Origin of the sequence: Sphingomonas aurea (assembly GCF_030678875.1) — a bacterium.
In the GTDB taxonomy this organism is placed as follows: domain Bacteria; phylum Pseudomonadota; class Alphaproteobacteria; order Sphingomonadales; family Sphingomonadaceae; genus Sphingomonas; species Sphingomonas aurea.
Window position 1 is genome coordinate 129113 of the sequence record NZ_JAUUDS010000003.1, and the last position, 23656, is coordinate 152768.

Genomic DNA, 23656 nt, shown 5'->3' on the forward strand with positions numbered 1-23656 from the left:
CATGTCCCGCCAGCTCATCACCTTCGAACTCGGCGACCAGTCGCTGGGCATCGACATCATGGCGATCCGCGAGATCCGCGCCTGGTCGCCGGCGACCCCGTTGCCCAATGTGCCTGCGCATATCCGTGGCGTCGTCAACCTGCGCGGCGTCGTGTTGCCGGTATTCGACCTGCGCATGCGGCTGGGCTGGGGCCTGACCGACCCGACGACGCGCCACGTCATCATCGTCGTCCGGATCGGCGAGCAGTTGCAGGGCGTGATCGTCGACGCGGTCAACGACATCGTCACCATCCGGCCCGAAGACATGCAGCCGCTGCCCGATGTCGGCTCCAGCCAGGCCGCCGCCCTGCTGGAAGGGCTGGCGACGGTCGACGACCGCATGATCCTGATCCTCGACCTCGACCGGCTCGCCCCGCCGCTCGCGGACGCTGCATGACCCTGATTTACCCAAGGAACTGATATGGCCAAGGCCAAGGTACTCGTCGTCGACGACTCACTGACCATGCGAGCGCTGGTCGCGGGCATGCTGGAAAAGGACAAGGACATCCAGGTCGTCGGCCTCGCCGACGGCGCCGACGAGGCGCGCCAGATGTGCATCGACCTGAAACCGACGGTCATGACCCTCGACGTCGAAATGCCGGGGATGAGCGGCCTCGAATATCTCGCCGAGATCATGGAGAAGAACCCCATGCCGGTGGTCATGTTCTCGACCCTGACCGCCAAGGGAGCCGAAAGCTCGATCGAGGCGCTGCGCCTGGGCGCGCTCGACTGCTATCCCAAGCCGACCCGCGCCACGCCCGACGAGGTGCAGGCCGCGATCGGCAAGCTGGCCAAGACGGTGAAGGACGCGCCCAAGCGCTTCGCCGCCCTTCACGACGGCACCGCCAAGGCCGCCAAGCCCGCGTCGACCGCGCCGTTCAAGTGGAACGGCAAGCTGGTCGCGATCGGCTGCGACGTCGCCAGCACCAAGCCGCTGTTCGACCTGCTCGCCGGCTGGCCCGCCGACGGTCCGCCGGTGATCGTCATCCAGCACATGCGCCCCGAACTGGCCGACGGCATGATCGCCAAACTGTCCGACGCGATCGCGCCCAAGGTGGTCGAGGCGACCGAGGGGCTGAAGCTGGAACAGGGCATGGTCGTCTTCGCCCGTCCCGGCCCGACCCATGTCTATGTCGACCAGTGGCCGGGCGGCACCATCCGCCTGCTCGACAAGCCGCCCTTTGCCGGCCAGCGCCCGTCGATATCGCTGATGCTGGCCACGCTGGCCAAGACCGCGGCCGACCAGACCATCGGCGTGATGCTGGCCGGCGGCGAGGATGGCGGCCAGGGAGCTGCGGCACTGCGCAGCGCGCGCGGCTATGCCGTCGCGCCGGCCGAGGATGGTTCGGACCAGCTGGAAATGGGTCGGGGCATGGCGGTCCAGCCGATCAAGCTCGGCGACATCGCCCCCACCGTGCTCGACATGTGCCGTGGCTGACGGGCCGGCGCCCTCGTTTCACGACGCGCTCGCGGGCGAGCTGGAGGCGGTGAAGGCGTCGCTGGAAGAGGCGGCGGTGTCGCTGTGCCTCGACCCGGCGGTGTTCGCGCGCCATGCGGAGCCGCTGCAATGCTTCGACCGGCTGGCGCAGGTGATCGCCGAGGTCGCCACCCTGCTGCGCAGCCGCGCCGAACCCGAGGTCGCGATGGGCGCGATCCGGCTGGACGCGCTGCGCGAACGGCTGACGGCTAGAGTGTGATCCACTCGGACTGAACCAGCCACTTCGCCTCCCCGGCGGAGGCCGGGGCCCAGTTGGGAAGGCTGTCGTGACGACGTGCAACGCGCTTCGTCACCATCCTCCCAACTGGACCCCGGCCTTCGCCGGGGAGGTGCTTCAGTCTCGGTGGATCACACTCGAATTGCGCGACTGTGCAGTAGAGGTAACATCCTCCATCCGACCGTCATCCCGGCGAAGGCCGAGACCCATGGTTGCGGGCGGGTGAGTGGATTACGCAACGTCCGATGTTCCGTATCCATGGGTCCCGGCTTTCGCCGGGATGACGACAGTGTATGTCGCGCCCCCTAGAAAAACAGCTTGCGCACCGAAACCCGCACCGTCCGCCCCAGCGGATCGAGATAGTCCGGCTGGTAGCTCACCGGCGTCGCGCCGGTCGCGTCGGTCACCCGCTGGCGCCGGTTGAACAGATTGTCGACCGACACCGACACCCGCGCGCCGCGCAGCCACGGATGCGCGCGCACCCAGTCGAGCCGCCCACCCAGATCGGCGAACAGTCGCAGGTTCGCGGTGGCCAGCGCGCCGAAGCGCAGCGCATCGGTGCTGCTCAGCCCATTCACCTCGGTCGCGGTGCGGTAATTCACCGACAGCCGCGCGCCGAGCCCGTTGTTGGTATAGCCGGCCTGCCCTTCCAGCTCATGTCGCGACTGGCCGCCCGATGCGCCGATCGCGTCGCCGTTCAGCAGGTCCAGGCTCGGCCCGCCCCGCGCGATCAGCACCCGATCGGTGAAGTGCCAGGTGTGATAGAGTGCGAACTGCAACCGTCCGCCGCCGCCACCCGGACCGCCGCCACGCCCGCCGAAGCCGCCACCGCCGAACCCGCCCGGCCCGCGGCCGCCACCGCCAGCGCCCGGCGGTCCGCCGCCACCGCCCGGCCGTCCCTCGGCGGGAGGAGGCCCGCCCTCCGGCGGGCGCTCACCGCCGGGCGGACGCAGGCCCGCGAACGGATTGGGGCCGGTGCCGGCACGATACGCCTCCAGCTCGCGCTGGATGCGCGATTTCAGCGGCTTGGAGAAGTTGATGCCCCAGCGCAGCTGCGACTCCTCGGTCCGGGCGAAGTTGACCGGCCGGGTGTCGAGCCGGATCAGCTGGCCGTCGCCATTCCGCGTGAAGCGGTCGGGGAATGCCGCCTCGATCGCGGCGATCGCCGCCGGGAAGGTCGCGGTCGGATCGTCGACCGCGGTGCGGACGAAATTGGCGGTCAGGTTCAGGTCGCGGTCGGTCCAGGGCTTCAGCGTCAACCCCAGCTTCTCGACATGGCGGTTGCTCTCGGTCAGCAGCGGATTGCCGCCGGTCACCGTCGTCACCGTGGCGGTGGTGCCGCGGACATAGTCGAACACGCGCACGCCCGGCGTCACGATCGTCGCGCCGCCCAGCTGCTGCGCGCTCGGTGCCTGATCCTCGTCGGTCACCGATCCGATCAGCCGCACGCCCTCGATCGGCGACCAGTTCAACCCATAGCCGGTGGTGATGAGCGTGCCGAAGTCCGACAGCTGCTCCACCTCCATGTTCAGGTTCGCCGATAGCGAGCCCAGCGCCTCCAGCCCGCCGCGTGTGCGGTTGGCGATCGGCAGGTCCAGATTGGCCTGGGCGCTGGCGACGTCGCGGGCGATGCCGGCGACCTGGACCACGCCGAACCGCTCCGACCGGGAGTCGAGATCGCTGGTGCTCGCGCCGATGCGGATGCTGGTCGATGCGGTCCCTGCGGGCAGCTGGAAGAGCGATCCGTTCAGCAGGAAGTCGCCGCCGCCGCGCGTCGATACCGACCGCGCCCGGTTGGTCGCCACCGCCAGCGGATCGGCCGCGCCCGCGCTCGTCTGGGTCGCGGTATCGGTGCGATCGCGGTCGTAATTGCCGGTGAACGACCAGCGCCACTGGCCGAAATTGCCATTGACCGTGCTGCCCAGATGCACGGTCAGTTCGTCGCGATCCTGCACCAGCGGCGAGGTCGACGACGGATCGAGCAGTCCGAACAGCCCCTTGGTATCGGTCGATTCCACGCGCGCGTTGAACGTCGCCGAGGTGCCGAGCAGCGGCTGCGCGTAGATCGCGTTCGCGCTCAGGTTGCGGCTGGAGGGCAACAGCGTGCGGAACCGACGCTGGTCGAAGCCGGGGTTGGCGGGATCGTCGCTGGTCGCCGCGGCGATGTTCCGCTCCGATTCGAGCAGCGCGGTCGCGCCCTCATATTCCAGGTGCAGGTTGGCGCGCCCGTCGCGCTGGATGCGCAGCAGGTCCAGGTCCGCCTCGGGCAGGTGGCGCCCGCCCTCGGTCGCGACACGGTCCTGCAACTCGCCGGTCACCGCGCGGAAACGGCGGCGCAGGACGATATTCACCACCCGGCTATCGGCGGTATAGCCATATTTCAGCGCGACCTCCTCGGGCAGGATCTCGACCCGCTGGATCGCCTCGGTCGGGATGTCGCGGATCTCCTGGAAGCCGGAGATGCGCTTGCCGTTCAGCAGCACCACCGGGGCGCCGCCGCGCCCGCTGGTGGTCTGCGGCGCGAGTTCGGTCAGCAGGTCGTTGACCGAGCTGACGCCGTAGGAGCGGATATCGGCCGGGCTCAGCGTCTGGTCGGGCGGGATGTCGCCGATCACCGACCCCGGCGGGGTGCGCGATCCGGTGACGACGATGTCGCCTGCCTCCGACGCGTCCTCCTCGTCCTCGGTGGCGGGGGCGGGCGTCGCCTGGGCCGGGGAGGCGGCCGGCGGAGACGAAGGCTGGGGCGCCTGCTGCGCCACGGCCGAGGCGGGGACCAGACCCGCCGTCATCAACCACCCGATCGCCCGCATTACGCCGTCACTCCCATGTTCGCCGGCGCCGCTATCAGCCAATTGTCGCACAATTGTGCCCGGTCATCGCCGTCGCCCCGCGACCAGCGCCAGCCCGACCACCGCGATCCCCCAGCCGCGCCCCTTGCGCAGCAGCGCCAGCCCCGCCGCCGCGACCAGCGCCGGCAGCAGCGTGCCGCCGCCCGTCCGCTTCGCCACCACCGGCGCCCGCTCGCGCGGCAGGGACACGCCTCCCGCCGGCGCATCCGCCACCGCGGCATGACGGTTGCCGCGCGGGCGTGGCGGTCCGGTCGTCGTGTCCCGCCCGGTCTGCCGCTCCAGCTCCGCGTTCAGCTCGGCACCGAGCAGGAAGACATAGGCCGACAAGGACAGCCAGGTCAGCATCACCACGATCGCCCCCAGCGAGCCATAGGTCGCGTCGTAATTGCCGAAATTGGCGACATAGAGCCCGAAGCCCGTCGTCATCGCCAGCCAGATCAGCGTCGCGCCGACCGATCCCGGCGTCAGCCATACCCAGCGCGCGTGCGCCCGGTCGGGGCCGAAGCGGTACAGGCTTGCCGCCCCCGCCGCCGCCAGCCCGGCGAGCACCAGATAGCTCGTCAACCGGATCGCTCCCCGCACAAAGCCCGGCACGCCCGGCAGCAGGTCGTCGAGCAGCGCGACCGCCGCCACCGTGGTCATCGCCGCCAGCACCAGCACCACCGCCCCCAGGGTCACTGCCAACGCGACCAGCTTCACCCGGATGAAGCCGCGATCCTCATGCTCCTCATAGGCGATATTCAGCGCGGTCACGATCGCCCCCGCCCCGCTCATCGCGCCATAGAGGGCGAGGGCCAGCGCGATCACCAGCCCGAACCCCTTCGCCCCGCCCGACGTGGTGACGACCTGCAGCAGTTGCTCGCCGATCAGCCGGGCGACCTCGCGCGGCATCACCTCGGTCAGCGCGGCGACATTGGCGCCGACCGTCGCGGTGTCGGCGACCAGCCCGTACAGCATCACCACCGCGCCCAGCAGCGGCACGATCGACAGGAACGCGTAGAAGGCGACGCCCGCGGCGATCAGCCCGATATTGTCCTCCCCCGCCTCGTTCCAGGCGCGCAGCAACACCGCCTTCCACCCCGCTGCCGGGATGCCCCAGGGGCTGTCGGCGTCGGCGCCCGCCGCCCGCCCGGCCGTCGTGTCGCCAGCCATGTCGTTGTTCCCCCTTGGTTATTCCCGTCGAACGCCGGTGCACGCAGCGGTGTTCCCACTCGCCCGAACCGTCATCCCCGCGTAGGCGGGGATCCAGACGCGCAAAGCTGTCGCCTCTAGCCTCGAACGTCAGCGTCTATGGATCCCCGCCTACGCGGGGATGACGAGGTGGAGAAGGCGTCAGAGCAACGCCACCGCCACCGTCCGCGTCCGGAACAGCGTTACCGCCCGCCGCTCCGCGCCGTCGACCATCACGGCCGTGTCACCCCACCAGCCCGGCTCGCCGCCAGCGGCCATGCGCAGCGCCACCGCGACCAGCAGCCGCGCCTCGCCATCCTCGCGCAGGAAGGCGAGGACGTGGTCCGCCCGCTCCCCCTTAACCTCCACCGGCACATAGCGCCCGACGGCGAACAGCGCCGGGCGCTCGCGGCGCAGTGCCAACAGCTCCGCGATCAATGCCAGCTTCGACTCCCGCCCGGCCGACAGCGCGGCGGCGCGCGCGTCGTAATCGACCGGCGTGCGGTTGTCGGGATCGACCAGGCTCAGGTCCGCCAGTTCGGTCCCCTGATAGGTGTCCGGCACCCCCGGCACGGTCAGCCGCAGCGCCACCTGCGCCAGCATGTTCGCGCGCGCCGGCGCGGCGGTCGCGGTGCGGAAGACCGTCAGGTCATCGAGGAAGCCGGACGCATGCGCCGGATCGAGCAGCCGCTCGACCAGCGCCTTGCACAGCGCCTCATACTCTTCCTGCGGCGCCTCCCAGGACGAGCGCAGCTTGCCCTCGCGCAGCGCCTTTTCCTGCCACGCCACGATCCGCTCGGCAAAAGCGCGCAGCGCGGGCGCGTCGGTCGTCTCCAGCCCCACCGGCCATGCGGCGTAGAGCATCTGGTAGAGCATGTACGCGTCGGCCGGATCGACTCCCTCCAGCGCGTCCGCCGCCAGCCCGTTCCACCGCGCGACATGCTCCAGCCATAGCTCGGGCACCTCGCTCAGCACCGCGAGGCGCGCGCGCACGTCCTCGCCGCGCTTGTGGTCGTGGGTCGCGGTGGCGAGCAGCGCGCGCGGCCACTCCTCCGCCCGCGCCGCCATCGCTGCGTGGAAATCCTCGGTCGACCCGGCGAAGCGGCCGGCATCGAAGCCGACATCGTTGCGCGAGAGCAGCCGGCCGTAGCGATAGAAGGCGGTGTCCTCGACTCCCTTGGCCGCGACCGGCGCGGACAGCTGCTGGAACCGCCGCACCGCCTCGGCCGCCAGCGCGGCGTCGCCCGGCCCCTCACCCGCCAGCCAGCCGAGCACCGCATCGACGACGAAGTCCTCGCCCGGCGGCACCAGGGGTGCGACCCGTTCGCGCGCCTGCGCGCGGATCGCCGCGTCGGCGGCGGGCGCGGCGTCGCCGGTGCCATAGGTGCGATAGACCGGGAAGACCCACAGCAGCCGCTCGATCCCCCGGCGCAGCATCTCGGGCGTCAGGACGTTATCGGGGTCGGACTCCGCCAGCGCAACGAAGGCGCGCACGCACGCCTTCAGCTGCCCCTCGAACTGCCACGCCAGCACGTCCTGGCGCGCCTGCAATTCCTCGGGCGCGAAGTCGGCGCTGCGCCCGCTCAACGCCGCCCATGCCTCGCCCAGCGGTGCCTCGCCCGCCGGATCGTGGAGCAAGCCTGCGACCTCTTCCATGAAGTCGTAGCCGCTGGTCCCGTCGATGCCCCAGTCGGCCGCCAGCGGCTCGCCCGCGCCCAGAATCTTCTCGACCCAGATGATCGCCGGCACGCCGTCCGCTCGCGACATCGCGTCGAACCGCGCGCGCAGGCGGCGGCAATAGGTGGCCGGATCGGTCAGCCCGTCGACATGGTCGATGCGAACCCCGTCGATCAGCCCCTCCTGCCACAGCCGGAAAAAAAGCGCGTGCGTCCGCTCGAACACCGGCTCCTGCCCGACGCGGACGCCGGCCAGCTCGTTGACCGTGAAGAAGCGCCGCCAGTTCAGCTCGTCGTCGGCGGTCCGCCACCAGGCCAACCGGTAATGCTGCCGGTCGAGCAGCGCCGCCAGATCCTCGCCCTCGACGGCGCCGACGCCATGATCCTTCGGCCGCAGCGGGAAGCGATGCTCGCCGTAAGCGACCACCTCGTCTCCCTCGATCGCGATCGCCCCGTCGGCCAGTGCCTTGGGCAGCGGATCGCCCAGCACCGGCAGCACGATCGGTCGGGAGAAGTCGATGTCGAACACGCCGGCGAACTCGCTTGCCTCCCCCCTAGCCAGCACGTCGTTCCACCACGCATTCTCGCCGCCGGCGACGCCCATATGGTTCGGCACGATGTCGATGATCGTCCCCATGCCATGTTCGCGCAGCGCCGCGACCAGTGCGCGGAACCCCTCCTCGCCGCCCAGCTCCGGGTTGATCCGGGTCGGGTCGACGACGTCGTACCCGTGGGTCGAGCCCTTTGTCGCCACGGTGATCGGCGACAGATAGGCGTGGCTGATCCCCAGATCGGCCAGATAGGGGACGATCGCGGTCGCATCGGCGAAGGTGAATTCGCTGTGCATCTGCAGGCGATAGGTAGCGCGCGGAGTCATCGGGTTCGGGCCCCATTCAATCTGGTGGCGTTGATCGTGGCGAGGTGCGTGGCGGCGGGTTCGCTCGCCAGCAGCGCGGCCGTGTCGCCGGGCATGCGCCGGCGCCAATTGGGATGTTCGTCCATCGTGCCGGGCAGGTTGGGCTGCTCGACCAGCCCCAGCACGTCCTCGATCGGCAGGATGACGATGTCGCACGGCGTCTGCCCGACAAAGCCGATCGCCGCGTCGACCACCGGCTCCGGATCGTCGACGGCCGGCTGCTCGCCGCTCGCCACGCCGGCGGCGGTGAAGCTGCGCCACCAGCCCGCCCGCTGCGCCTCGCGCTCGCGGCGGTTGGCGGCGTGGTCGGGGCGGCCGCGCCCCAGCTTCTCCGCCCAGTCCATGTCGCGCCCGCACCACCAGCCTGCCATCGTCGGCAGGTCATGGGTGCCGGTCATCGCCGCCGCCTGCGCATTGTAGCGGTCGGGCGGGATCAGGTCGTCGCCCCACATCTCGAACGGCATCACCCGCATGCCGAGCATCCCGCGCGCGTCCATGCGCGGGCGGAACCCCTCGGGCACGGTGCCCAGATCCTCGCCGATCACCACCGCGCGCGCGGCGTGGCTCTCAATCGCCAGGACGCGCAGCATGTCGTCGACCGGATAGGAGAGATACGCCCCCTCCGCCGCCGAACAGCCATCGGGCACCACCCACAGCCGCTGCAATCCCATCGCATGGTCGATGCGGATGCCGCCGGCATGGGCCAGCGCGGCGCGGATCGTCGCGCGGAATGGCGCGAACCCGCGCGCCGCCAGCGCCTGGGGCGAAAAGCCGGTGATGCCCCAGTTCTGCCCCTCTGGCCCCAGGATGTCGGGCGGCGCGCCGATCGACAGGCCGGTGATGAGGTCCTCCGGCCGGCTCCACGCATGACTGCCGCCGGCATCCATGCCGACCGCCAGATCGGCGATCAGGCCCAGCGCCATGCCGGCGTCGGTCGCCGCCTTCTGCGCCTCGGCAAGGCTGCGGTCCGCCAGCCACTGGCAGAACAGGTAGAAGTCGACCTCTTGGCGGTTCGCCCGTGCCCATTCGGCGACGGCAGCACCGGCGGGATCGTGGAATGCCTCTGGCCACGCCTGCCACCCATAGGCGCCATCGGGCAGGAAATGCGCGTGCAGCGCGTCGAAGCGCGCATGGCGCAGCAGCTCCTCGCCGCCCGTTTCCGCGAACGCCGCCACCGCGTCGCGCACCGCATCCGGCCGCGCCTCATAGGCGGCGCGCAGCTTTGCCAGCCGCTGCGGGATCGCGCTGGCCCAGTCGATCAGGTCAGGCGCGTCCTCACCCGTCACCGGCAGCCCGACGATCGCGGGATCGGCGTAGAGGATATTCAGGAACAGCCGGCTCGACGGCGCATAGGGGCTGTATCGCCCGGCATCGGCGGGGAACAGCGCGTGGACCGGGCTGACCCCGACCAGATCCGCGCCCTTTTCGCCGAAGCTTGCCGCCGTCCGCGCCAGCGTGCCGAAGTCGCCGAACGCCGTGTCGCGTGCGTCGCGCAGCCCGGCGATCTGCACCGCCGGCCCCCACACCCGCCGACCCGGCGCCGCATCGCCGACCGCGAAGCACCGCGCCGGCGCGACCGCAACCGTCACCTCGCCGTCATCGGTCAGCAGCCGGTGATAGCCGGGGCGGTCGACCGCCGGCACCACTCCGCCCGCGACGTCGATCCGCGTGCCGTCGTCCAGCACCAGCACGCCGCGCGCATCCGGCAGGTGCAGTTCAGCTCCGACATCGGTAGACACGAACGCGCCGCGCCGGCTTGCCCGCTCCTCCGCCAGCCGCGCCCGCGAGTCCGAGATGGCGCCGTCATCCCCGGCCGGGTAGCCCAGCGCGTCAAGCACGCGTACGAGCGCGTCGTCGCTTACCCGCTGCGCCTGTCCGCCGGCATCGGTCCAGTCGACCTGCAGGCCGGCCGCCTCGGCCAGCTGGTGGAGGGCGCTCATGCCGCGCGCAGCCAGGCGGTGGCGCTCGCCGGCGCACCCGGCACGCCGATCGTGGCGAGCGGCGTCTCGCCCGACACCTCGACCGTATCGTCACCCAGGTTGATCGCGATGCTCAACCGGGCGCCTTCGCCCATTCGCCAGTGGGCGCAGACCGCCTTGTCGCCGATCACATCGGCCCCGTCCGCCATCGCGCCCTTCAGCCGCGGCACCACCTCCTCGCGCCGCACCGCCAGCAGGTCGCGATAGAGCGCGGCCCAGGCCGCCGCATCCTTGCCGTCGCCCGGCCGCGACCGCTCATAGGTCTGCGCCGCATTGGGATCGGGAATCCGCTCGCGCGCGTCCGGATCGTCGAAGCCCGGCGATCCCTTGAACTCGCCCCGCCGCCCCTCGCGCACCGCGTCGGCCAGCTCGTCATGGAAGTCGGTGAAGAACAGGAACGGCGTCCGCGATCCGCCGCTGTCGCCCATGAAGATCAGCGGGATCTGCGGGCAGAGCAGCAGCAGCAGCGTCGCCGCGCGCAGCCGATCCGGATCGGTCAGCACCGTCAGCCGCTCGCCCAGCGCGCGATTGCCGATCTGGTCGTGGTTCTGCAGGAACGACACGAACGCGGTCGGTGGCAGGTGTCCGCTCGGCTTGCCCCGCGTCGTGCCGGGATGGTTCACCGACTCCTCGCCCTGGTAGATGAAGCCCTGCGACAGGCACCGCGCCAGCCGCGCCGTCGCGTCCTCCGCGAAGTCGGCGTAATAGGCGTGATCCTCGCCGGTCAGCAGGACGTGCAGGACGTTGTGGAAATCATCGTTCCACTGCGCGTCGTACTTGCCGGGCGCCAGCCGGTCGGCATCGTTCTTCTCGTTCTCCAGCACCAGATGCACCGGCCGGTCGACCGCGGCGCGCAGTTCCGCCGCCATCGCGTCGAGAAAGGGATCGTTGGCGATCGCGTGCACCGCATCAAAGCGCAGCCCGTCGATCCGGTATTCCCGCAACCACATCAGCGCATTGTCGATGAAGAAGCGGCGTGGCGCCGCTTCGTCGACCGCCACCGCTCCGCCCCAGGGCGTCTGCACCTCGGGGTGGAAGAAGGCACTGGCATATTCGCCCAGGTAATTCCCGTCCGGGCCGAAATGGTTGTAGACGACGTCGAGGAACACGCTGACCCCCAGTTCATGGGCGCGGTCGACCAGCGCCCTCAGGTCGTCGGGCGTGCCATAGCTCTCGGCCGGGGCATAGGGCAGCACCCCGTCATAGCCCCAGTTGCGCGTGCCACCGAAGGCATTGACCGGCATCAGCTGCACCGCGGTGATCCCGCAGGCGGCGAGCCCCGGCAGCCGCTCCGCCACCCCCGCAAAGCCGCCGAGCAGCCCGGCATGGACCTCCTCGATCACCGTCTCTTCCCACGGCCGGCCGCGCCAGTCGGCGCTGCGCCAGTCATAGGCGTGCGGGTCGACGACGACGCTCCATCCATTCACCCCGCCGTCCTGCGCGCGCGACGCGGGATCGGGCACGCCCATGTCGCCGATGCGGAAGCGATAGCGCGCACCCGCCCCGACCGGCGCCGTTCCCTCGAACCAGCCCTCGCCCGCCGCGTCGAGCGGCTGCGGGCCGCGCCCGTTGATCTCCAGCGTCACCGCCTGAACATCGGGTGCCCATAGCCGGAACCGCGTACCGCCTTCGACCAGCTCCGCGCCCCAACGGCTCATGCCGCCGCGATCTTCCACGCGATCAGCGCGGCGCCGTGCGCGCCCAGCCGATACTCGTCCTCCACCTCGGCATCGCGCACGGTTGGATCGGTGCTGTCGATCAGCACGATCCGCTTCGCATGTTCGGGCGGCGGCAGGCGGAAGGCGATCTCGTCCTCCGACCCGTTCAGCAGCAGCGTCACCGCCTCGACCTCGCCGGTGTCCAGCTTCACCGCGCGGCGCATCACCAAGGCCCGGCCCTCGGGGTTGTTCCAGTCGTCTGCCGACAGCTGCGCGCCCCGCTCGTCCCACCATTCGATGTCGTTGACGCCCTCACCCGGCGAATCCTGCCCGTAGAGGAACGACTTCGACCGCAGCACCGGATAGCGCCGCCGCAATTCGGTCAGCCGGCTGGTGAAGTCGAACAGCGACTTGCCCTCGGGCGTGTCCATTTTCGACCAGTCGAGCCAGCTGATCCGGTCGTCATGGCAATAGGCATTGTTGTTGCCGCCCTGCGTCCGCCCGAACTCGTCGCCCGCCACCAGCATCGGCGTGCCGAGCGAGGCGAACAGCGTCGTCAGCATCGACCGCTGCACCGTCGCGCGGGTCGCGTTGATGCCCGCGTCGTCCGTCTCGCCCTCGGCGCCCCAGTTGCGGCTGTAATTTTCCGAATGGCCGTCGCGATTGTCTTCCTTGTTCGCCTCGTTGTGGCGCTGCTCGTAGGCGACCGTGTCGTAGAGCGTATAGCCGTCATGCGCGGCGAGCAGGTTGACGCTCGCCCAGGGCCGCCGCGCGCGCCGGTCGAACAGGTCGCCCGACCCCGACAGCCGCGCCGCCAGATCGCCGCGCTGACTGGGGTCGCCGCGCCAGAACTTGCGCACCGTGTCGCGATACTTGTCGTTCCACTCGGCGAAGCCCGGCGGGAAATTGCCCAGCTGGTAGCCACCCGGGCCGATGTCCCACGGCTCGGTCGACAGCTTCAGCCGACCCAGCACCGGGTCCTGCCGCAGCACGTCGAAGAAGGCATGGCCCGGATCGAACCCCGTCTCCGTCCGGCCGAGCGTCAGGCCGAGATCGAACCGGAAGCCGTCGATGCCATAGCTGGTCGCCCAGTGGCGCAGGCTGTCCGCGATCATCTGGATGACCCGCGACTTGTCGGTGTTCAGCGTGTTGCCGGTGCCGGTGTCGTTGATCGAGTAGCGCGGATCGTCCTTCACCGCGCGGTAATAAGTGGCGTTGTCCAGCCCGCGCCACGACAGGGTCGGCCCCTTCTCCGACCCCTCGCAGGTGTGGTTGTAGACCACGTCCAGGATCACCTCGATCCCGGCAGCGTGCAGCTTGCGCACGGCGCGGCGCAGCTCGTCCTGGCTGTCGGTCGCGAAATATCGCTGCTCGGGCGCGAAATAGGACAGGGTGTTGTAGCCCCAGTAGTTCGCCAACCCCTTCTCGACCAGGAACCGATCCTGGGTAAAGGCGTGGATCGGCAGCAGCTCCAGCGCGGTCACGCCCAGCCGCTTCAGGTGATCGATCACCTTGGGATGGCCCAGCGCCTTGTAGGTGCCGCGCTCCTGCGGGGGCACCAGCTCGAACAGCTTGGTCAGGCCCTTGACGTGCGCCTCATAGACGACGGTTTCCGACCAGGGCGTGTTCGGCCGCCGGTCCTGCGACCAGTCGAAATGATCGTCGACCACCACGCCCTTGGGCATCGCCGGCGCACTGTCACGCTTGTCGAAGGACAGGTCCTCCTTCTTCGAGCGCACCTGATAGCCGTGCAGCGCGTCGGTCCACTTGATTGTCCCGTGCAGCTTCCTGGCATAGGGATCGAGCAGCAGCTTGTGCGGATTGAACCGGTGCCCGCGCTCGGGCTCATAGGGGCCATAGGCGCGGTAGCCATAGAGCAGCCCCGGCCCCGCATCGGGCAGGAAGCCGTGCCACACCTCGTCGGTGCATTCGGGCAGCGCCAGCCGGCCCAGCTCGCGCTTGCCGCCATTGTCGAACAGGCACAGCTCGATCTTCTCGGCATTGGCGGAGAAGACCGCGAAGTTCACGCCCCCCTCCACGCACGTCGCGCCCAGCGGATAGGGAGAACCGGCCTCGAGCCGGTCAGGCAATGTCGTCACGTCGGCCCCCTGATCGTGAAATGTCGGCCCCTCAACGACATGCGCGCATCGCCGTTCCCGCATCGCGGCAAGATTGCCGTCGCGGGCGCGAACCGGCTATGGGACCGGACGACCAGCGCAGAAACGGATCACAGCCGATCGTCATTCGCCTTCCTTCGCCATGCCGGCCTTCTCCCGGCATCCAGGGTCATCGAGCACGCCGCTCGCGGCTCCTGATGCCGGGACGAGGCCGGCATGACCGGAGGCGCGCTCACCCATGACCCCCGATCCCGCCGCCCACGCGGCCACCTGGATCGCGGACTACCGCGCCCGTGCGGAAGCGACCGATATGCTCTGTGCCGCCACCGACACCGCCCCCTGGCAGGCGATGTTCGAGGAGCTGGCCGCGGTGGCGCCCGAGCTGGACCATGCGCGCGAGCGGGTGCAGCGCCACGCCACTGACATCGGCACAGGCTTTCGCATCATCGGCGAAACCGACGAGCGACCCTGGCCCGTCTCTCCCGTCCCGCTGCTGATCGACGCGGCCGAGTGGGCACAGATCGCCGCTGGCGCCGTCCAGCGCGCCACGCTGCTGGAGCAGATCGTCGCCGATCTCTACGGCCCCGGCCGGCTGGTGGCGGACGGCATCATCCCCGCCGCGCTGCCCACCGGCAGCCCGTATTTCCTGCGCCCGATGGTCGGGCTGGAGCCGCCCGGCGGCCGCCACCTCCATTTCATCGCCATCGACCTCGCCCGTGGCCCGACCGGCGAGTGGCGGGTGATTGCCGATCACCTGCGCGCGCCCGCCGGTGCCGGCTATGCGCTGGAGAACCGGCTGGCGGTCGGCCGGACGCTCGGCGGACTCCAGGCCAAGCTGAACATTCAGCGTCATGCCCCCTTCTTCGCCGCGTTTCGCGCCGGGCTGGCGGCCTTGTGCCGGCGCGCCGATCCGCGCATCGGGCTGCTGACGCCGGGCCGCTACAACCCGACCTATCCCGAGCAGGCGCACCTCGCCCGCTATCTCGGCCTGCTGCTGGTCGAGGGGGCCGACCTCGCCGCGCTGGAGGGCCGCGTCTATGTCCGCACCGTCGCCGGGCTGAAGCGGGTCGACGCGCTGTGGCGGCGGCTCGATCCGCGCCTGCTCGACCCGCTCGCCTTCGACACCCACTCGCAGATCGGCGTACCCGGGCTAATCGACGCGTACGAGGCGGGCAGCGTCGTCCTTGCCAATGCGCCCGGCGCCGGAGTGGTGGAGGCGCGCGCCTTCGCCGCGTTCATGCCCGCGCTCTGCCGCCACCTCCGCGGCGAGCCGCTGAAGCTGCCAAACATCGCCACCTGGTGGTGCGGCGGCGCGGCCGAGCAGGCGCATGTCGCCGCCGCGCTCGACCGGCTGACCATCGCCCCCGCCTTCGGCCCGGCGCCGCTCGGCCTGCCGGGGGGCGCCGCCGCGGGCGCCGCCATCACCGGGGCGGCGCGCGACGCGCTCCTCGCCGACATGGCGCGCCGGCCGCAGGATTATGTCGGGCAGGAGGAGGTGCGCCTCACCACCATCCCGACCGTCATCGGCGACCGGCTGGCGCCGCGCCCCTTCACGCTGCGCGTCTTCGTCGCGCGGGGCGGCGACGGCGACTGGGTGGTGATGCCGGGCGGCTTCGGCCGGATCGGCGAGGCGCCCGACGACAGTGCCGCGGCCATCGGCGAGGGGCTGTGGTCGACCGACGTCTGCGTCCACGGCGCCGATCCGGTCGCCCCGGTGTCGCTGCTGGCGGAACCCGGCTCGCTCCACGTCCGCCGCAATCCCGGCACCTTGCCCAGCCGGGTCGCCGACAATTTCTACTGGCTCGGCCGCTATCTCGAACGCGGTGAGGCGCTGCTCGGTGCGATCCGCGTGCTGATGGGCAACTCGATCGACGCCGATGGCGGCGCGGTGCTGCCGCCGGCCACGGTCGCGCGACTGGTCGGCATGATCGCCGGTGCCGGGGCCGCGACCTATCCGCCCGACCTCGGCCGCGCCGCGCTCACCACCTTCGCCCGTGCCGCGATGGAAGACGGCGCCACCGCGTCGGTCGCCGCGCTCAACCGCCACGCCCGCGCGATCGGCGAGGCGTCGCGCGATCGCCTGTCCGCCGACATGGTCCGCCTGCTAGAGGCGCCCTTCCCCACGCAGCGCGGAATGCTGGAACGCGCCGGCTCGCTGCAACGCCGCTACGCCGCCATCGCCGGCCTGTCGGCGGAGCATATGGTGCGCAACGACAGCTGGCGCTTCCACGACCTCGGCCGCCGGATCGAGCGGGCGATCGCCATAGCCCGCGTCGTCCGCCTGTTCGGGATGGACGGACTGGGCGCCGGCGCCGCGACCGACGATCTGTCGACCCTGCTCGACCTGGCCGACAGCCAGATCAGCTATCGCCAGCGTTATCCGGGCGGCCTCACGCGTGTCGCGGTCGTCGATCTGGTCGCGCTCGATCCCAACAACCCGCGCGGCCTCGCCTTTCAGGCCGAGCGCATCGCCCAGCGGCTCGCGCGGCTGCCGGTGCTCGGCGACGACGAGATGGCCGAGCCGCAACAGGCACAGGCTACCGCGCTCAACGCCCTGATCGCCACCGCGACGGCGGCGACGCTCGATGCGGACACGCTCGGCGATATCGAGCGCCGCCTGGCGACTCTGTCCGACGCTATCGCCCGCCGCTATTTCCTCCAGGGCGCCGAGCCCCTGCGCGCCGTGGGTCTGACCCTTGCTTGAGCCAGCTCCTAAATCCTCCCCTTGCAGGGGAGGGGGACCGTTCGGCGTAGCCGAATGGTGGAGGGGTGTCCCCGCCCGTGATGGCGCGCGCGCTCACGACCGGCTACACCCCTCCGTCACTCCTACGGAGTGCCACCTCCCCTGCCAGGGGAGGACTTCCAACCGATGATCTACGACATCCGCCACGTCACCCGCTTCGATTACGGCGCGCAGGTGAAGTTCGCGCGCTGCAACCTGCGCCTGAAGCCGGTCGACTGGCCGGGCCAGCGGCTCGACCATTATGCGCTCCACGCCCGCCCGGTCGGCCGGCTCAGCGCGGCGCGGGCCGAGGCGGGGCTCGCCAACGTCACCCGCCTGGTCGTCGACACGCCGGTGCGCGAGCTGGCGATCGAGAGCGTCGCGCGCGTCACCGTCGACCGACTCGTGCCCGTTCCTGCCGCATCCGACTCGACCCTGGCGGAGATCGCCGCGCTGGCCCGCACCAGCCGCGACCTGTCGGCGGTCGGCCCGGCGGGCTATCTCTATCCCAGCCCGCTGATCCCGCTCGATCCGGCGATCGCCGAGTGGTGCGCGCCCGATCTCGACCCCGACCGCAGCGCGCTCGACGCCGCCATCGCGCTCGCCCGCCGCATCCAGCAGGAGTTCGCCTTCGACGGATCGGCCACCGTCGTCGACACGCCGCCGATCGACGCCTTTCGCCAGCGGCGCGGCGTGTGCCAGGACTTCGCGCAGATCATGATTACGGGCCTGCGCGCGCGGGGCCTGCCCGCCGCCTACGCCTCGGGCTATATCCGCACCATCCCGCCGCCCGGCCAGCCACGCCTGGTCGGCGCCGACGCCACCCATGCCTGGGTGCTGCTATGGTGCGGGCCGGCGCGCGGCTGGGTCGGCGTCGACCCCACCAACGGCATCTGGATGGCGGGCGACCATATCCTGATGGCGGTCGGCCGCGACTATGCCGAGATCGCGCCTGTCGATGGCGTCGTCCTCGGCTCCGGAGCGCAGGCGATGGACGTCAGCGTCGACGTCGCGCCCCTGGATGCCTGAGGTGCAACCCCGACCCTCGTCCCCAACCTTCGTCATTGCGAGCGTAGCGAAGCAATCCAGGGCGTCACGCGCCGGGGTCTGGATTGCTTCGCTACGCTCGCAATGACGGAGAAAGTCTTACTCCTTGTCGGTCACCGCATTGGCATTGCCGCCCGGCTGATCCTTTCCGCCCGGCCCCGAATAATCGATGTCCGTCTGTCCGCCATGGCCCATGAAGCCGCCGCCCTCCGGCGTCTTCCCGGTCTGCGGATTGGGATAGGCGCCGCCGCCGCTTTCGCCGCCGCCCTGCTTGGCGGGGGCGTCGGACACGCCATCGGACGCGCCCTTGTGCCCGTCGCCGCCGCCTGCCTGCATCTGCTGCCTGTCGGTCATGTGAAAATCTCCTCGTCCGACCCAACGCATGGGCGCCAAGCGCGTTGCGCTCCCGGAACGGCTGCCCCACATACGCGGGCAATACACCAGGGGTAATCGATGGCCGATCCGTACCAGACCCTCGGCGTCGCGCGGACCGCGACCGAGGCCGACATCAAGAAGGCATACCGCAAGCTCGCCAAGGAGCTGCATCCCGACCGCAACAAGGACAATCCCAAGGCGGCGGAACGGTTTAGCCAGGTCACCAACGCCTATGACCTGCTGTCCGACAAGGACAAGCGCGCGCGTTTCGACCGGGGCGAGATCGACGGCGACGGCAACCCCGCCGCGCCGTTCGGCTTCGGCGGCGGTGGCGGCGGCCCGCGCCCCGGCGGCGGCTTCCGCTCGGAGGGGTTCGAATTCGGTGCGGGCGAAGGCGCCGACATGAGCGATATCTTCGAGGGGCTGTTCGGCGGCGCGCAGGCGCGGCGCGGCGGCGGCGGCTTTTCGGGCGGGTTCGGCGGCTTCGGGCGCCAGCAGCCCAAGGGCGCCGACATCCAGTACAAGCTCCAGGTAGCGTTCACCGACGCCGCCACCTTGGCGGCCCAGCGGGTGACGCTGGGCGACGGCAAGTCGATCGAGCTGAAACTGCCCGCCGGCGTCGCCACCGGCACCCAGATGCGCCTCGCCGGCAAGGGCCAGCCCGGCCCCGGCGGTGCCGGCGACGCGCTGGTGACCATCGAGGTCCAGCCGCATCGCTTCTTCGTCCGCGATGGCGACGATGTCCGCATCGACCTGCCGATCACCCTGGCCGAGGCGGTGCTGGGCGCTAAGGTGAAGGCACCGACCGTCGACAGCGCGGTCATGCTCACCATCCCCGCCGGTACCAGCTCGGGCCGCACCCTGCGGCTGAAGGGCAAGGGATTCCACAAGAAGGGCGGCGGCCGCGGTGACCAGCTGGTGACGCTGATGATCGACATTCCCGCCGACGACGCCGACCTGCGCACCTTCGTCGAGGGCTGGTCGGGTGCCGGTGCCGGGAACCCGCGGGGTGCGATGGGCGTCTGACGACATCGTGGATACCCTCGATTCCCTGACGCCCGAGGCGCGCGCGCACCACCGCGCCCGTGCCCGCCTTGATCGCCAGCTCGCCAAGGTGCGGCCCGGCAGCTACGCGTTCGAGGTGATGAAGCGCGCCGCGCTCGGCGTGTTCAATGACGGGTTCACCCACGCGGGGAACCTCGCCTATCTCGCGCTGATGACGCTGTTCCCCTTCTTCATCACCGCCGCTGCGGTGCTGTCGCTGCTGGGGCAGAGCGAGGAGACGGTGCGGACTGTCGACGGCTTCCTCCGGGTCCTGCCGCCCGATGTCGCCACCCTGCTCCAGAAGCCGATCTCCGACGTGCTGACCGCGCGCACCGGCAATCTGCTGTGGCTGGGCGGGCTTGTCGGCCTGTGGACCGTCGGCGGCTTCGTCGAGACGATCCGCGATATCTTCCACCGTGCCTATGGCGTGAAGGCGACCTCGCCCTTCTGGAAATCGCGCCTGTCGTCGTCGGGGATCATCATCCTGTCGGTCGTCGTCGTGCTGCTGTCGTTCATTGCGCAGGGGCTGCTGACCGCCGCCGAGCAGTTCGTCTATCGCCTGCTGCCGTTCGCGCAGGACTGGGTCGGGCTGATCGGCCTGTCGCGGCTGGTGCCCGGCGCGATCATGTTCGGCGCGCTCTACATGCTCTTCTACTCGGTCACGCCGGCCAAGTACCGCTACAGCAACTGCCGGAAATGGCCGGGTGCGCTGTTCACCAGCCTGTGGTGGGTCGCCATGACCGCGGGACTGCCCTGGGTGCTGTCGAACCTGGGCGGTTACGACCTGACCTATGGCAGCCTGGCGGGCGTCGTCGTCATGCTGCTGTTCTTCTACCTGATCGGGCTCGGGATGGTTTTCGGCGCTCATTTCAACGCCGCACTGGCGGAACCGCCCGAACCGGCGCTACACCGCGCCGAAACGGCAACGAAAACGGCGACGGCGTAGGATATGGGCAGCACGAACGGACTGATGGCAGGCAAGCGGGGGCTCATCATGGGCCTGGCGAACGACAAGTCGCTGGCCTGGGGAATCGCGAAGCAGCTGAGCGAGGCGGGGGCGGAACTGGCCTTTAGCTATCAGGGAGAGGCGATGGCCAAGCGGGTCCGCCCGCTCGCCGAGCAGCTCGGCACCGCGCGCCTGTTCGACTGCGACGTGTCCGACATGGCGGCACTCGACGCGACCTTCGACGCGCTGGCGGCGGAGTGGCCGACGATCGACTTCGTCGTCCACGCGATCGGCTTCTCCGACAAGTCGCAGCTGCGCGGACGCTACTACGACACCACGCTCGACAATTTCCTGATGACGATGAACATCTCGGCGTACAGCCTGGTCGCGGTCGCCCAGCGCGCGCGCCGGCTGATGCCCGACGGCGGGTCGATCCTGACCCTGACCTATTACGGCGCCGAGAAGGTCATCCCCCACTACAACGTCATGGGCGTCGCTAAGGCTGCGCTGGAAACCAGCGTGAAGTACCTCGCCGTTGACCTTGGGCCGGAGAACATCCGCATCAACGCAATCTCCGCCGGCCCAATCCAGACGCTGGCAGCACGTGGTATCGGCGACTTCAACTACATCCTGAAATGGAACGAACTGAACTCGCCGCTCCGCCGCACCGTGTCGATCGACGAGGTCGGCGGCGGCGCCCTCTACCTGCTCTCCGACCTGGCGAGCGGCGTGACCGGCGAGATCCACCATGTCGACGCCGGCTACAACGTCATTGGCATGAAGGCAGAGGACGCGCCGGATATCGCGTTGGCTTGAGGGGAACCGGCTGGTGACCATCGCCATCCGCCCGGCCGGCGCCGATCATGTCGCCGCGATCGACGCGTTGCTGCGCAGTTGCTTCCCGCGCGGCGAAGAAGCCGATCTGGTGCGCAACCTGTGCATCGCAGGCGACATGGTGCTGGTCCTCGCCGCCATCGACGAAGACGAGGGCGCGGTCGTCGGAACGGTCGCCTTCAGTCGCATGGCGGTGGAAATCGGCGGCCGGTCGATCCCCGCCGTCGCGCTCGCACCCATCGCCGTCGCCTCCACCCACCGCCACCAGGGCGTCGCCGAGGCGCTGGTCCATGCCGGCATCGAACAGCTTGAGACAGCCGGCATCATTCTGTGCTTCGTGCTCGGCGACCCAGGCTACTACACACGCTTCGGCTTCGCAGCCGATGTCGCCAGTGGCTTTTCCAGTCCCTATGCCGGCGAGTACCTGATGGCGCTGCCCCTGCAAGGCGGCCTGATCCCCTGTGGCGTACGTGGTAATGCCAGCCACGCTGCTGCCTTTGCGATGCTGTCGGCCAAATAGCCTGCCTGCTGGGTGAAGCGATGCCTGTGACAAGCTGGGGACTCTGACATTACCGGCCTAGGGCCGATCGACATCCAGCGCGGCAGGCTATGTTTCGTCATCCCCGCGGAGGCGGGGATCCAGAATCTCTGACGTCGCGGCTCTACAAACAGCCTCCGCTCGTCTGCATTTCCGGCTTCGCGGGAATGACGACAGTAAGTCTCAACAGTCGGCGATGCTGAACGTCGATCGGCACTAGATCAACCCCTAGGCCATAGCTGGTGCCCGTCTCGACGCCGGGCAGCGCAAGCATAGCGGCAACCACGGCGGCCAGTCGTGCAACGCGCAGCCCTCCCTATGTCCTCGCTCGCCGCAATCTGCCATGGCGGCTTGGCTTCCACAAACATCGCGCATCGGCGCAGGACGATCCCGCATGAGCTACAACAGTTTCGGCCGCATGTTCCGCTTCACCACCTGGGGCGAATCGCATGGGCCTGCGCTCGGTGCGGTGGTCGACGGGTGCCCGCCGGGGATCGCACTGTCGGAAAGCGACATCCAGCCCTGGCTCGACCGGCGCCGCCCCGGCACGTCGCGCTTCACCACCCAGCGGCGCGAGCCCGATGCTGTGCGGATCCTGTCCGGCGTGTTCGAGGGGCGCACCACCGGCACGCCGATCAGCCTGATGATCGAGAATGTCGACCAGCGCTCGAAGGATTATGGCGACGTCGCCAAGGCCTATCGCCCCGGCCACGCCGATTACGCCTATGACGCCAAATATGGCTTTCGCGACTATCGCGGCGGCGGCCGATCGTCGGCGCGCGAGACGGCGGCGCGGGTCGCCGCCGGCGCGGTTGCGCGGCTCGTGGTTCCGCAGGTCCGCATCCGCGCATGGGTCGAATCGATCGGCGGCGACGCGATCGATCCCGCCGCGTTCGACGCCGAACAGATCGACGCCAACCCCTTCTTCTGCCCCGACGCCGCCGCGGCGCTCCGCTGGGAAGCGCTGGTCGATGCGGCGCGCAAGGCCGGCTCGTCACTCGGCGCGGTCGTCGCGTGCGAGGCGACGGGGGTGCCCGCCGGCTGGGGCGCGCCGCTCTATGCCAAGCTCGATTCGGAACTGGCGAGCGGCATCATGTCGATCAATGCGGTGAAGGGCATCGAGATCGGCGACGGCTTCGCCGCGGCGGCGCTGTCCGGCGAAGCCAATGCCGATCCGATGCGGCCCGGCGCGGATGGGCCGGAATTCCTGGCCAACCATGCCGGCGGGATCGCAGGCGGGATCGCTACCGGCCAGCCGATCCGCCTGCGCGCGGCGTTCAAGCCGACCAGCTCGATCCTGACGCCCGTTCCCACCATTACCCGCGACGGCGAAGCGACCGACATCGCCACCAAGGGCCGCCACGACCCGTGCGTCGGTATCCGCGGCGTGCCCGTCGTGGAGGCGATGATGGCGCTGGTTTTAGCCGACCAGGCGTTGCTCCACCGGGCTCAGTGCGGCTGAACGACCGTACCGAAACGGAACGTTTCAAACTGCTTGGCCGTTGTCGGCGGTGTTCCAAGCAGGAGAGAATGTCATGCGCAAGACTCTGATGATCGCCGCGCTGGCGCTACCGGCGATGGCCATGGCCCAGACCGGCACGAGTGTCGGTGGCGGTGTCGGCGGTGGCGTCGGCACCGGTACGATGGGCACCGGCACCACCATGGGTACGCAGGGTACCGGCACGATGGGCACCGGTATCGGCACCCCCGGCACCGGCACCACGATGACCGACCAGACCGGCACCGGTACCAGCACCACCACGACCCGCAGCGGGTCGAAGGCCCGCTCGAAGAACCGCGGAACGACCAGCTCGACCACGACGGGCGTCGGCGGCACCGCCGGCACGCAGGGCACCGGCACCACCGGTCGGGTCGGCACCACCACAACGACCAGCCCTGGCATGGACGGGACCGAGGCCGGCACCAATGCCGGCGTCAACGGCGGCACCGCCACCACGCCGGGCGCGACGGTCGATCCGGGCAGCAGCGCCCCGGTTCCCACGCCCTGATGCGTCAGAAGGGCCGCTCCAC

Annotated in this window: 18 protein-coding genes; 11 read left to right on the forward strand and 7 right to left on the reverse strand. The window is 70.1% G+C overall.

Annotated features, from left to right (window positions below; translation table 11 throughout):
* The first annotated feature begins 1 nt into the window (after position 1).
* The 3 genes from Q5H91_RS08585 to Q5H91_RS08595 are packed head-to-tail and all read left to right on the forward strand — an operon-like array spanning position 2 to position 1736.
* Positions 2 to 436 carry a chemotaxis protein CheW gene (locus Q5H91_RS08585; RefSeq protein ID WP_305172977.1) on the forward strand — a complete coding sequence of 145 codons (435 nt, stop codon included), beginning with the start codon at positions 2 to 4 and terminating at the stop codon, positions 434 to 436.
* Between the two features lie 24 nt (positions 437 to 460).
* The gene (locus Q5H91_RS08590) at positions 461 to 1477 is read left to right on the forward strand and encodes a chemotaxis protein CheB (RefSeq protein WP_305172978.1); all 1017 of its coding nucleotides are present in this window, start codon (positions 461 to 463) and stop codon (positions 1475 to 1477) included.
* Positions 1470 to 1736: a hypothetical protein gene (locus Q5H91_RS08595; protein WP_305172979.1), complete on the forward strand. Its 267-nt coding sequence runs from the start codon at positions 1470 to 1472 to the stop codon at positions 1734 to 1736. Before Q5H91_RS08590 ends, Q5H91_RS08595 begins: the two co-directional genes overlap by 8 nt.
* 323 nt (positions 1737 to 2059) lie before the next feature.
* On the opposite strand, the gene Q5H91_RS08600 is transcribed toward Q5H91_RS08595, so the two are convergent.
* The 6 genes from Q5H91_RS08600 to glgX all read right to left on the reverse strand — a co-directional run bounded on the left by Q5H91_RS08600 (position 2060) and on the right by glgX (position 14101).
* Entirely contained in the window at positions 2060 to 4543 is a 2484-nt protein-coding gene (locus Q5H91_RS08600; RefSeq protein WP_305172980.1) for a TonB-dependent receptor, read from the reverse strand.
* A gap of 84 nt (positions 4544 to 4627) precedes the next feature.
* A complete protein-coding gene (locus Q5H91_RS08605; RefSeq protein ID WP_305172981.1) occupies positions 4628 to 5755 on the reverse strand; it encodes a YihY/virulence factor BrkB family protein in 1128 nt (375 codons plus the stop codon).
* A gap of 180 nt (positions 5756 to 5935) precedes the next feature.
* Complete coding sequence (gene treY, locus Q5H91_RS08610; protein ID WP_305172982.1) at positions 5936 to 8326, reverse strand: malto-oligosyltrehalose synthase; 2391 nt, start codon at positions 8324 to 8326, stop codon at positions 5936 to 5938.
* Positions 8323 to 10305 (reverse strand): 4-alpha-glucanotransferase, encoded by a 1983-nt coding sequence (malQ, locus tag Q5H91_RS08615; RefSeq protein ID WP_305172983.1) that lies wholly within the window; start codon positions 10303 to 10305, stop codon positions 8323 to 8325. The genes treY and malQ overlap by 4 nt, the downstream gene beginning before the upstream one ends.
* Positions 10302 to 12002, reverse strand: a complete 1701-nt coding sequence (treZ, locus tag Q5H91_RS08620) for a malto-oligosyltrehalose trehalohydrolase (RefSeq protein ID WP_305172984.1) — start codon at positions 12000 to 12002, stop codon at positions 10302 to 10304. Before treZ ends, malQ begins: the two co-directional genes overlap by 4 nt.
* Positions 11999 to 14101, reverse strand: coding sequence for a glycogen debranching protein GlgX (gene glgX, locus Q5H91_RS08625; RefSeq protein ID WP_305172985.1), 2103 nt, complete (start codon positions 14099 to 14101; stop codon positions 11999 to 12001). The genes treZ and glgX overlap by 4 nt, the downstream gene beginning before the upstream one ends.
* A gap of 256 nt (positions 14102 to 14357) precedes the next feature.
* Here glgX and Q5H91_RS08630 point away from each other — a divergent pair, with 256 nt between their 5' ends.
* Positions 14358 to 16823: a circularly permuted type 2 ATP-grasp protein gene (locus Q5H91_RS08630; RefSeq protein WP_305172986.1), complete on the forward strand. Its 2466-nt coding sequence runs from the start codon at positions 14358 to 14360 to the stop codon at positions 16821 to 16823.
* A gap of 165 nt (positions 16824 to 16988) precedes the next feature.
* On the forward strand, positions 16989 to 17870 hold the full coding sequence (locus Q5H91_RS08635; protein ID WP_305172987.1) for a transglutaminase family protein: 882 nt from the start codon (positions 16989 to 16991) through the stop codon (positions 17868 to 17870).
* Positions 17871 to 17987: 117 nt separating this feature from the next.
* On the opposite strand, the gene Q5H91_RS08640 is transcribed toward Q5H91_RS08635, so the two are convergent.
* The gene (locus tag Q5H91_RS08640) at positions 17988 to 18242 is read right to left on the reverse strand and encodes a hypothetical protein (RefSeq protein WP_305172988.1); all 255 of its coding nucleotides are present in this window, start codon (positions 18240 to 18242) and stop codon (positions 17988 to 17990) included.
* Between the two features lie 99 nt (positions 18243 to 18341).
* On the opposite strand from Q5H91_RS08640, the gene Q5H91_RS08645 reads away from it, so the two are divergent.
* The 6 genes from Q5H91_RS08645 to Q5H91_RS08670 all read left to right on the forward strand — a co-directional run bounded on the left by Q5H91_RS08645 (position 18342) and on the right by Q5H91_RS08670 (position 23634).
* On the forward strand, positions 18342 to 19289 hold the full coding sequence (locus Q5H91_RS08645) for a DnaJ C-terminal domain-containing protein (RefSeq protein ID WP_305172989.1): 948 nt from the start codon (positions 18342 to 18344) through the stop codon (positions 19287 to 19289).
* Positions 19290 to 19296: 7 nt separating this feature from the next.
* On the forward strand, positions 19297 to 20253 hold the full coding sequence (locus Q5H91_RS08650; protein WP_305172990.1) for a YihY/virulence factor BrkB family protein: 957 nt from the start codon (positions 19297 to 19299) through the stop codon (positions 20251 to 20253).
* Positions 20254 to 20256: 3 nt separating this feature from the next.
* On the forward strand, positions 20257 to 21069 hold the full coding sequence (fabI, locus tag Q5H91_RS08655; RefSeq protein ID WP_305172991.1) for an enoyl-ACP reductase FabI: 813 nt from the start codon (positions 20257 to 20259) through the stop codon (positions 21067 to 21069).
* A gap of 13 nt (positions 21070 to 21082) precedes the next feature.
* Positions 21083 to 21607, forward strand: a complete 525-nt coding sequence (locus tag Q5H91_RS08660) for a GNAT family N-acetyltransferase (RefSeq protein WP_305172992.1) — start codon at positions 21083 to 21085, stop codon at positions 21605 to 21607.
* 412 nt (positions 21608 to 22019) lie between these two features.
* Entirely contained in the window at positions 22020 to 23087 is a 1068-nt protein-coding gene (gene aroC, locus Q5H91_RS08665) for a chorismate synthase (protein WP_305172993.1), read from the forward strand.
* A 73-nt stretch (positions 23088 to 23160) separates the two neighbouring features.
* A complete protein-coding gene (locus Q5H91_RS08670; RefSeq protein WP_305172994.1) occupies positions 23161 to 23634 on the forward strand; it encodes a hypothetical protein in 474 nt (157 codons plus the stop codon).
* The last annotated feature ends 22 nt before the right edge of the window (positions 23635 to 23656 follow it).

What these genes read in the sequence shown, in the direction of transcription:
- Q5H91_RS08605 (WP_305172981.1), bottom strand. Translation starts at nt 5,755, where the DNA reads ATGGCTGGCGACACGACGGCCGGGCGGGCGGCGGGCGCCGACGCCGAC.
- fabI (WP_305172991.1), top strand. Translation starts at nt 20,257, where the DNA reads ATGGGCAGCACGAACGGACTGATGGCAGGCAAGCGGGGGCTCATCATG.
- Q5H91_RS08630 (WP_305172986.1), top strand. Translation starts at nt 14,358, where the DNA reads ATGACCCCCGATCCCGCCGCCCACGCGGCCACCTGGATCGCGGACTAC.
- treY (WP_305172982.1), bottom strand. Translation starts at nt 8,326, where the DNA reads ATGACTCCGCGCGCTACCTATCGCCTGCAGATGCACAGCGAATTCACC.
- Q5H91_RS08645 (WP_305172989.1), top strand. Translation starts at nt 18,342, where the DNA reads ATGGCCGATCCGTACCAGACCCTCGGCGTCGCGCGGACCGCGACCGAG.
- Q5H91_RS08585 (WP_305172977.1), top strand. Translation starts at nt 2, where the DNA reads ATGTCCCGCCAGCTCATCACCTTCGAACTCGGCGACCAGTCGCTGGGC.
- Q5H91_RS08635 (WP_305172987.1), top strand. Translation starts at nt 16,989, where the DNA reads ATGATCTACGACATCCGCCACGTCACCCGCTTCGATTACGGCGCGCAG.
- malQ (WP_305172983.1), bottom strand. Translation starts at nt 10,305, where the DNA reads ATGAGCGCCCTCCACCAGCTGGCCGAGGCGGCCGGCCTGCAGGTCGAC.
- treZ (WP_305172984.1), bottom strand. Translation starts at nt 12,002, where the DNA reads ATGAGCCGTTGGGGCGCGGAGCTGGTCGAAGGCGGTACGCGGTTCCGG.
- Q5H91_RS08670 (WP_305172994.1), top strand. Translation starts at nt 23,161, where the DNA reads ATGCGCAAGACTCTGATGATCGCCGCGCTGGCGCTACCGGCGATGGCC.
- Q5H91_RS08600 (WP_305172980.1), bottom strand. Translation starts at nt 4,543, where the DNA reads ATGACGGCGGGTCTGGTCCCCGCCTCGGCCGTGGCGCAGCAGGCGCCC.
- Q5H91_RS08590 (WP_305172978.1), top strand. Translation starts at nt 461, where the DNA reads ATGGCCAAGGCCAAGGTACTCGTCGTCGACGACTCACTGACCATGCGA.
- aroC (WP_305172993.1), top strand. Translation starts at nt 22,020, where the DNA reads ATGAGCTACAACAGTTTCGGCCGCATGTTCCGCTTCACCACCTGGGGC.
- Q5H91_RS08640 (WP_305172988.1), bottom strand. Translation starts at nt 18,242, where the DNA reads ATGACCGACAGGCAGCAGATGCAGGCAGGCGGCGGCGACGGGCACAAG.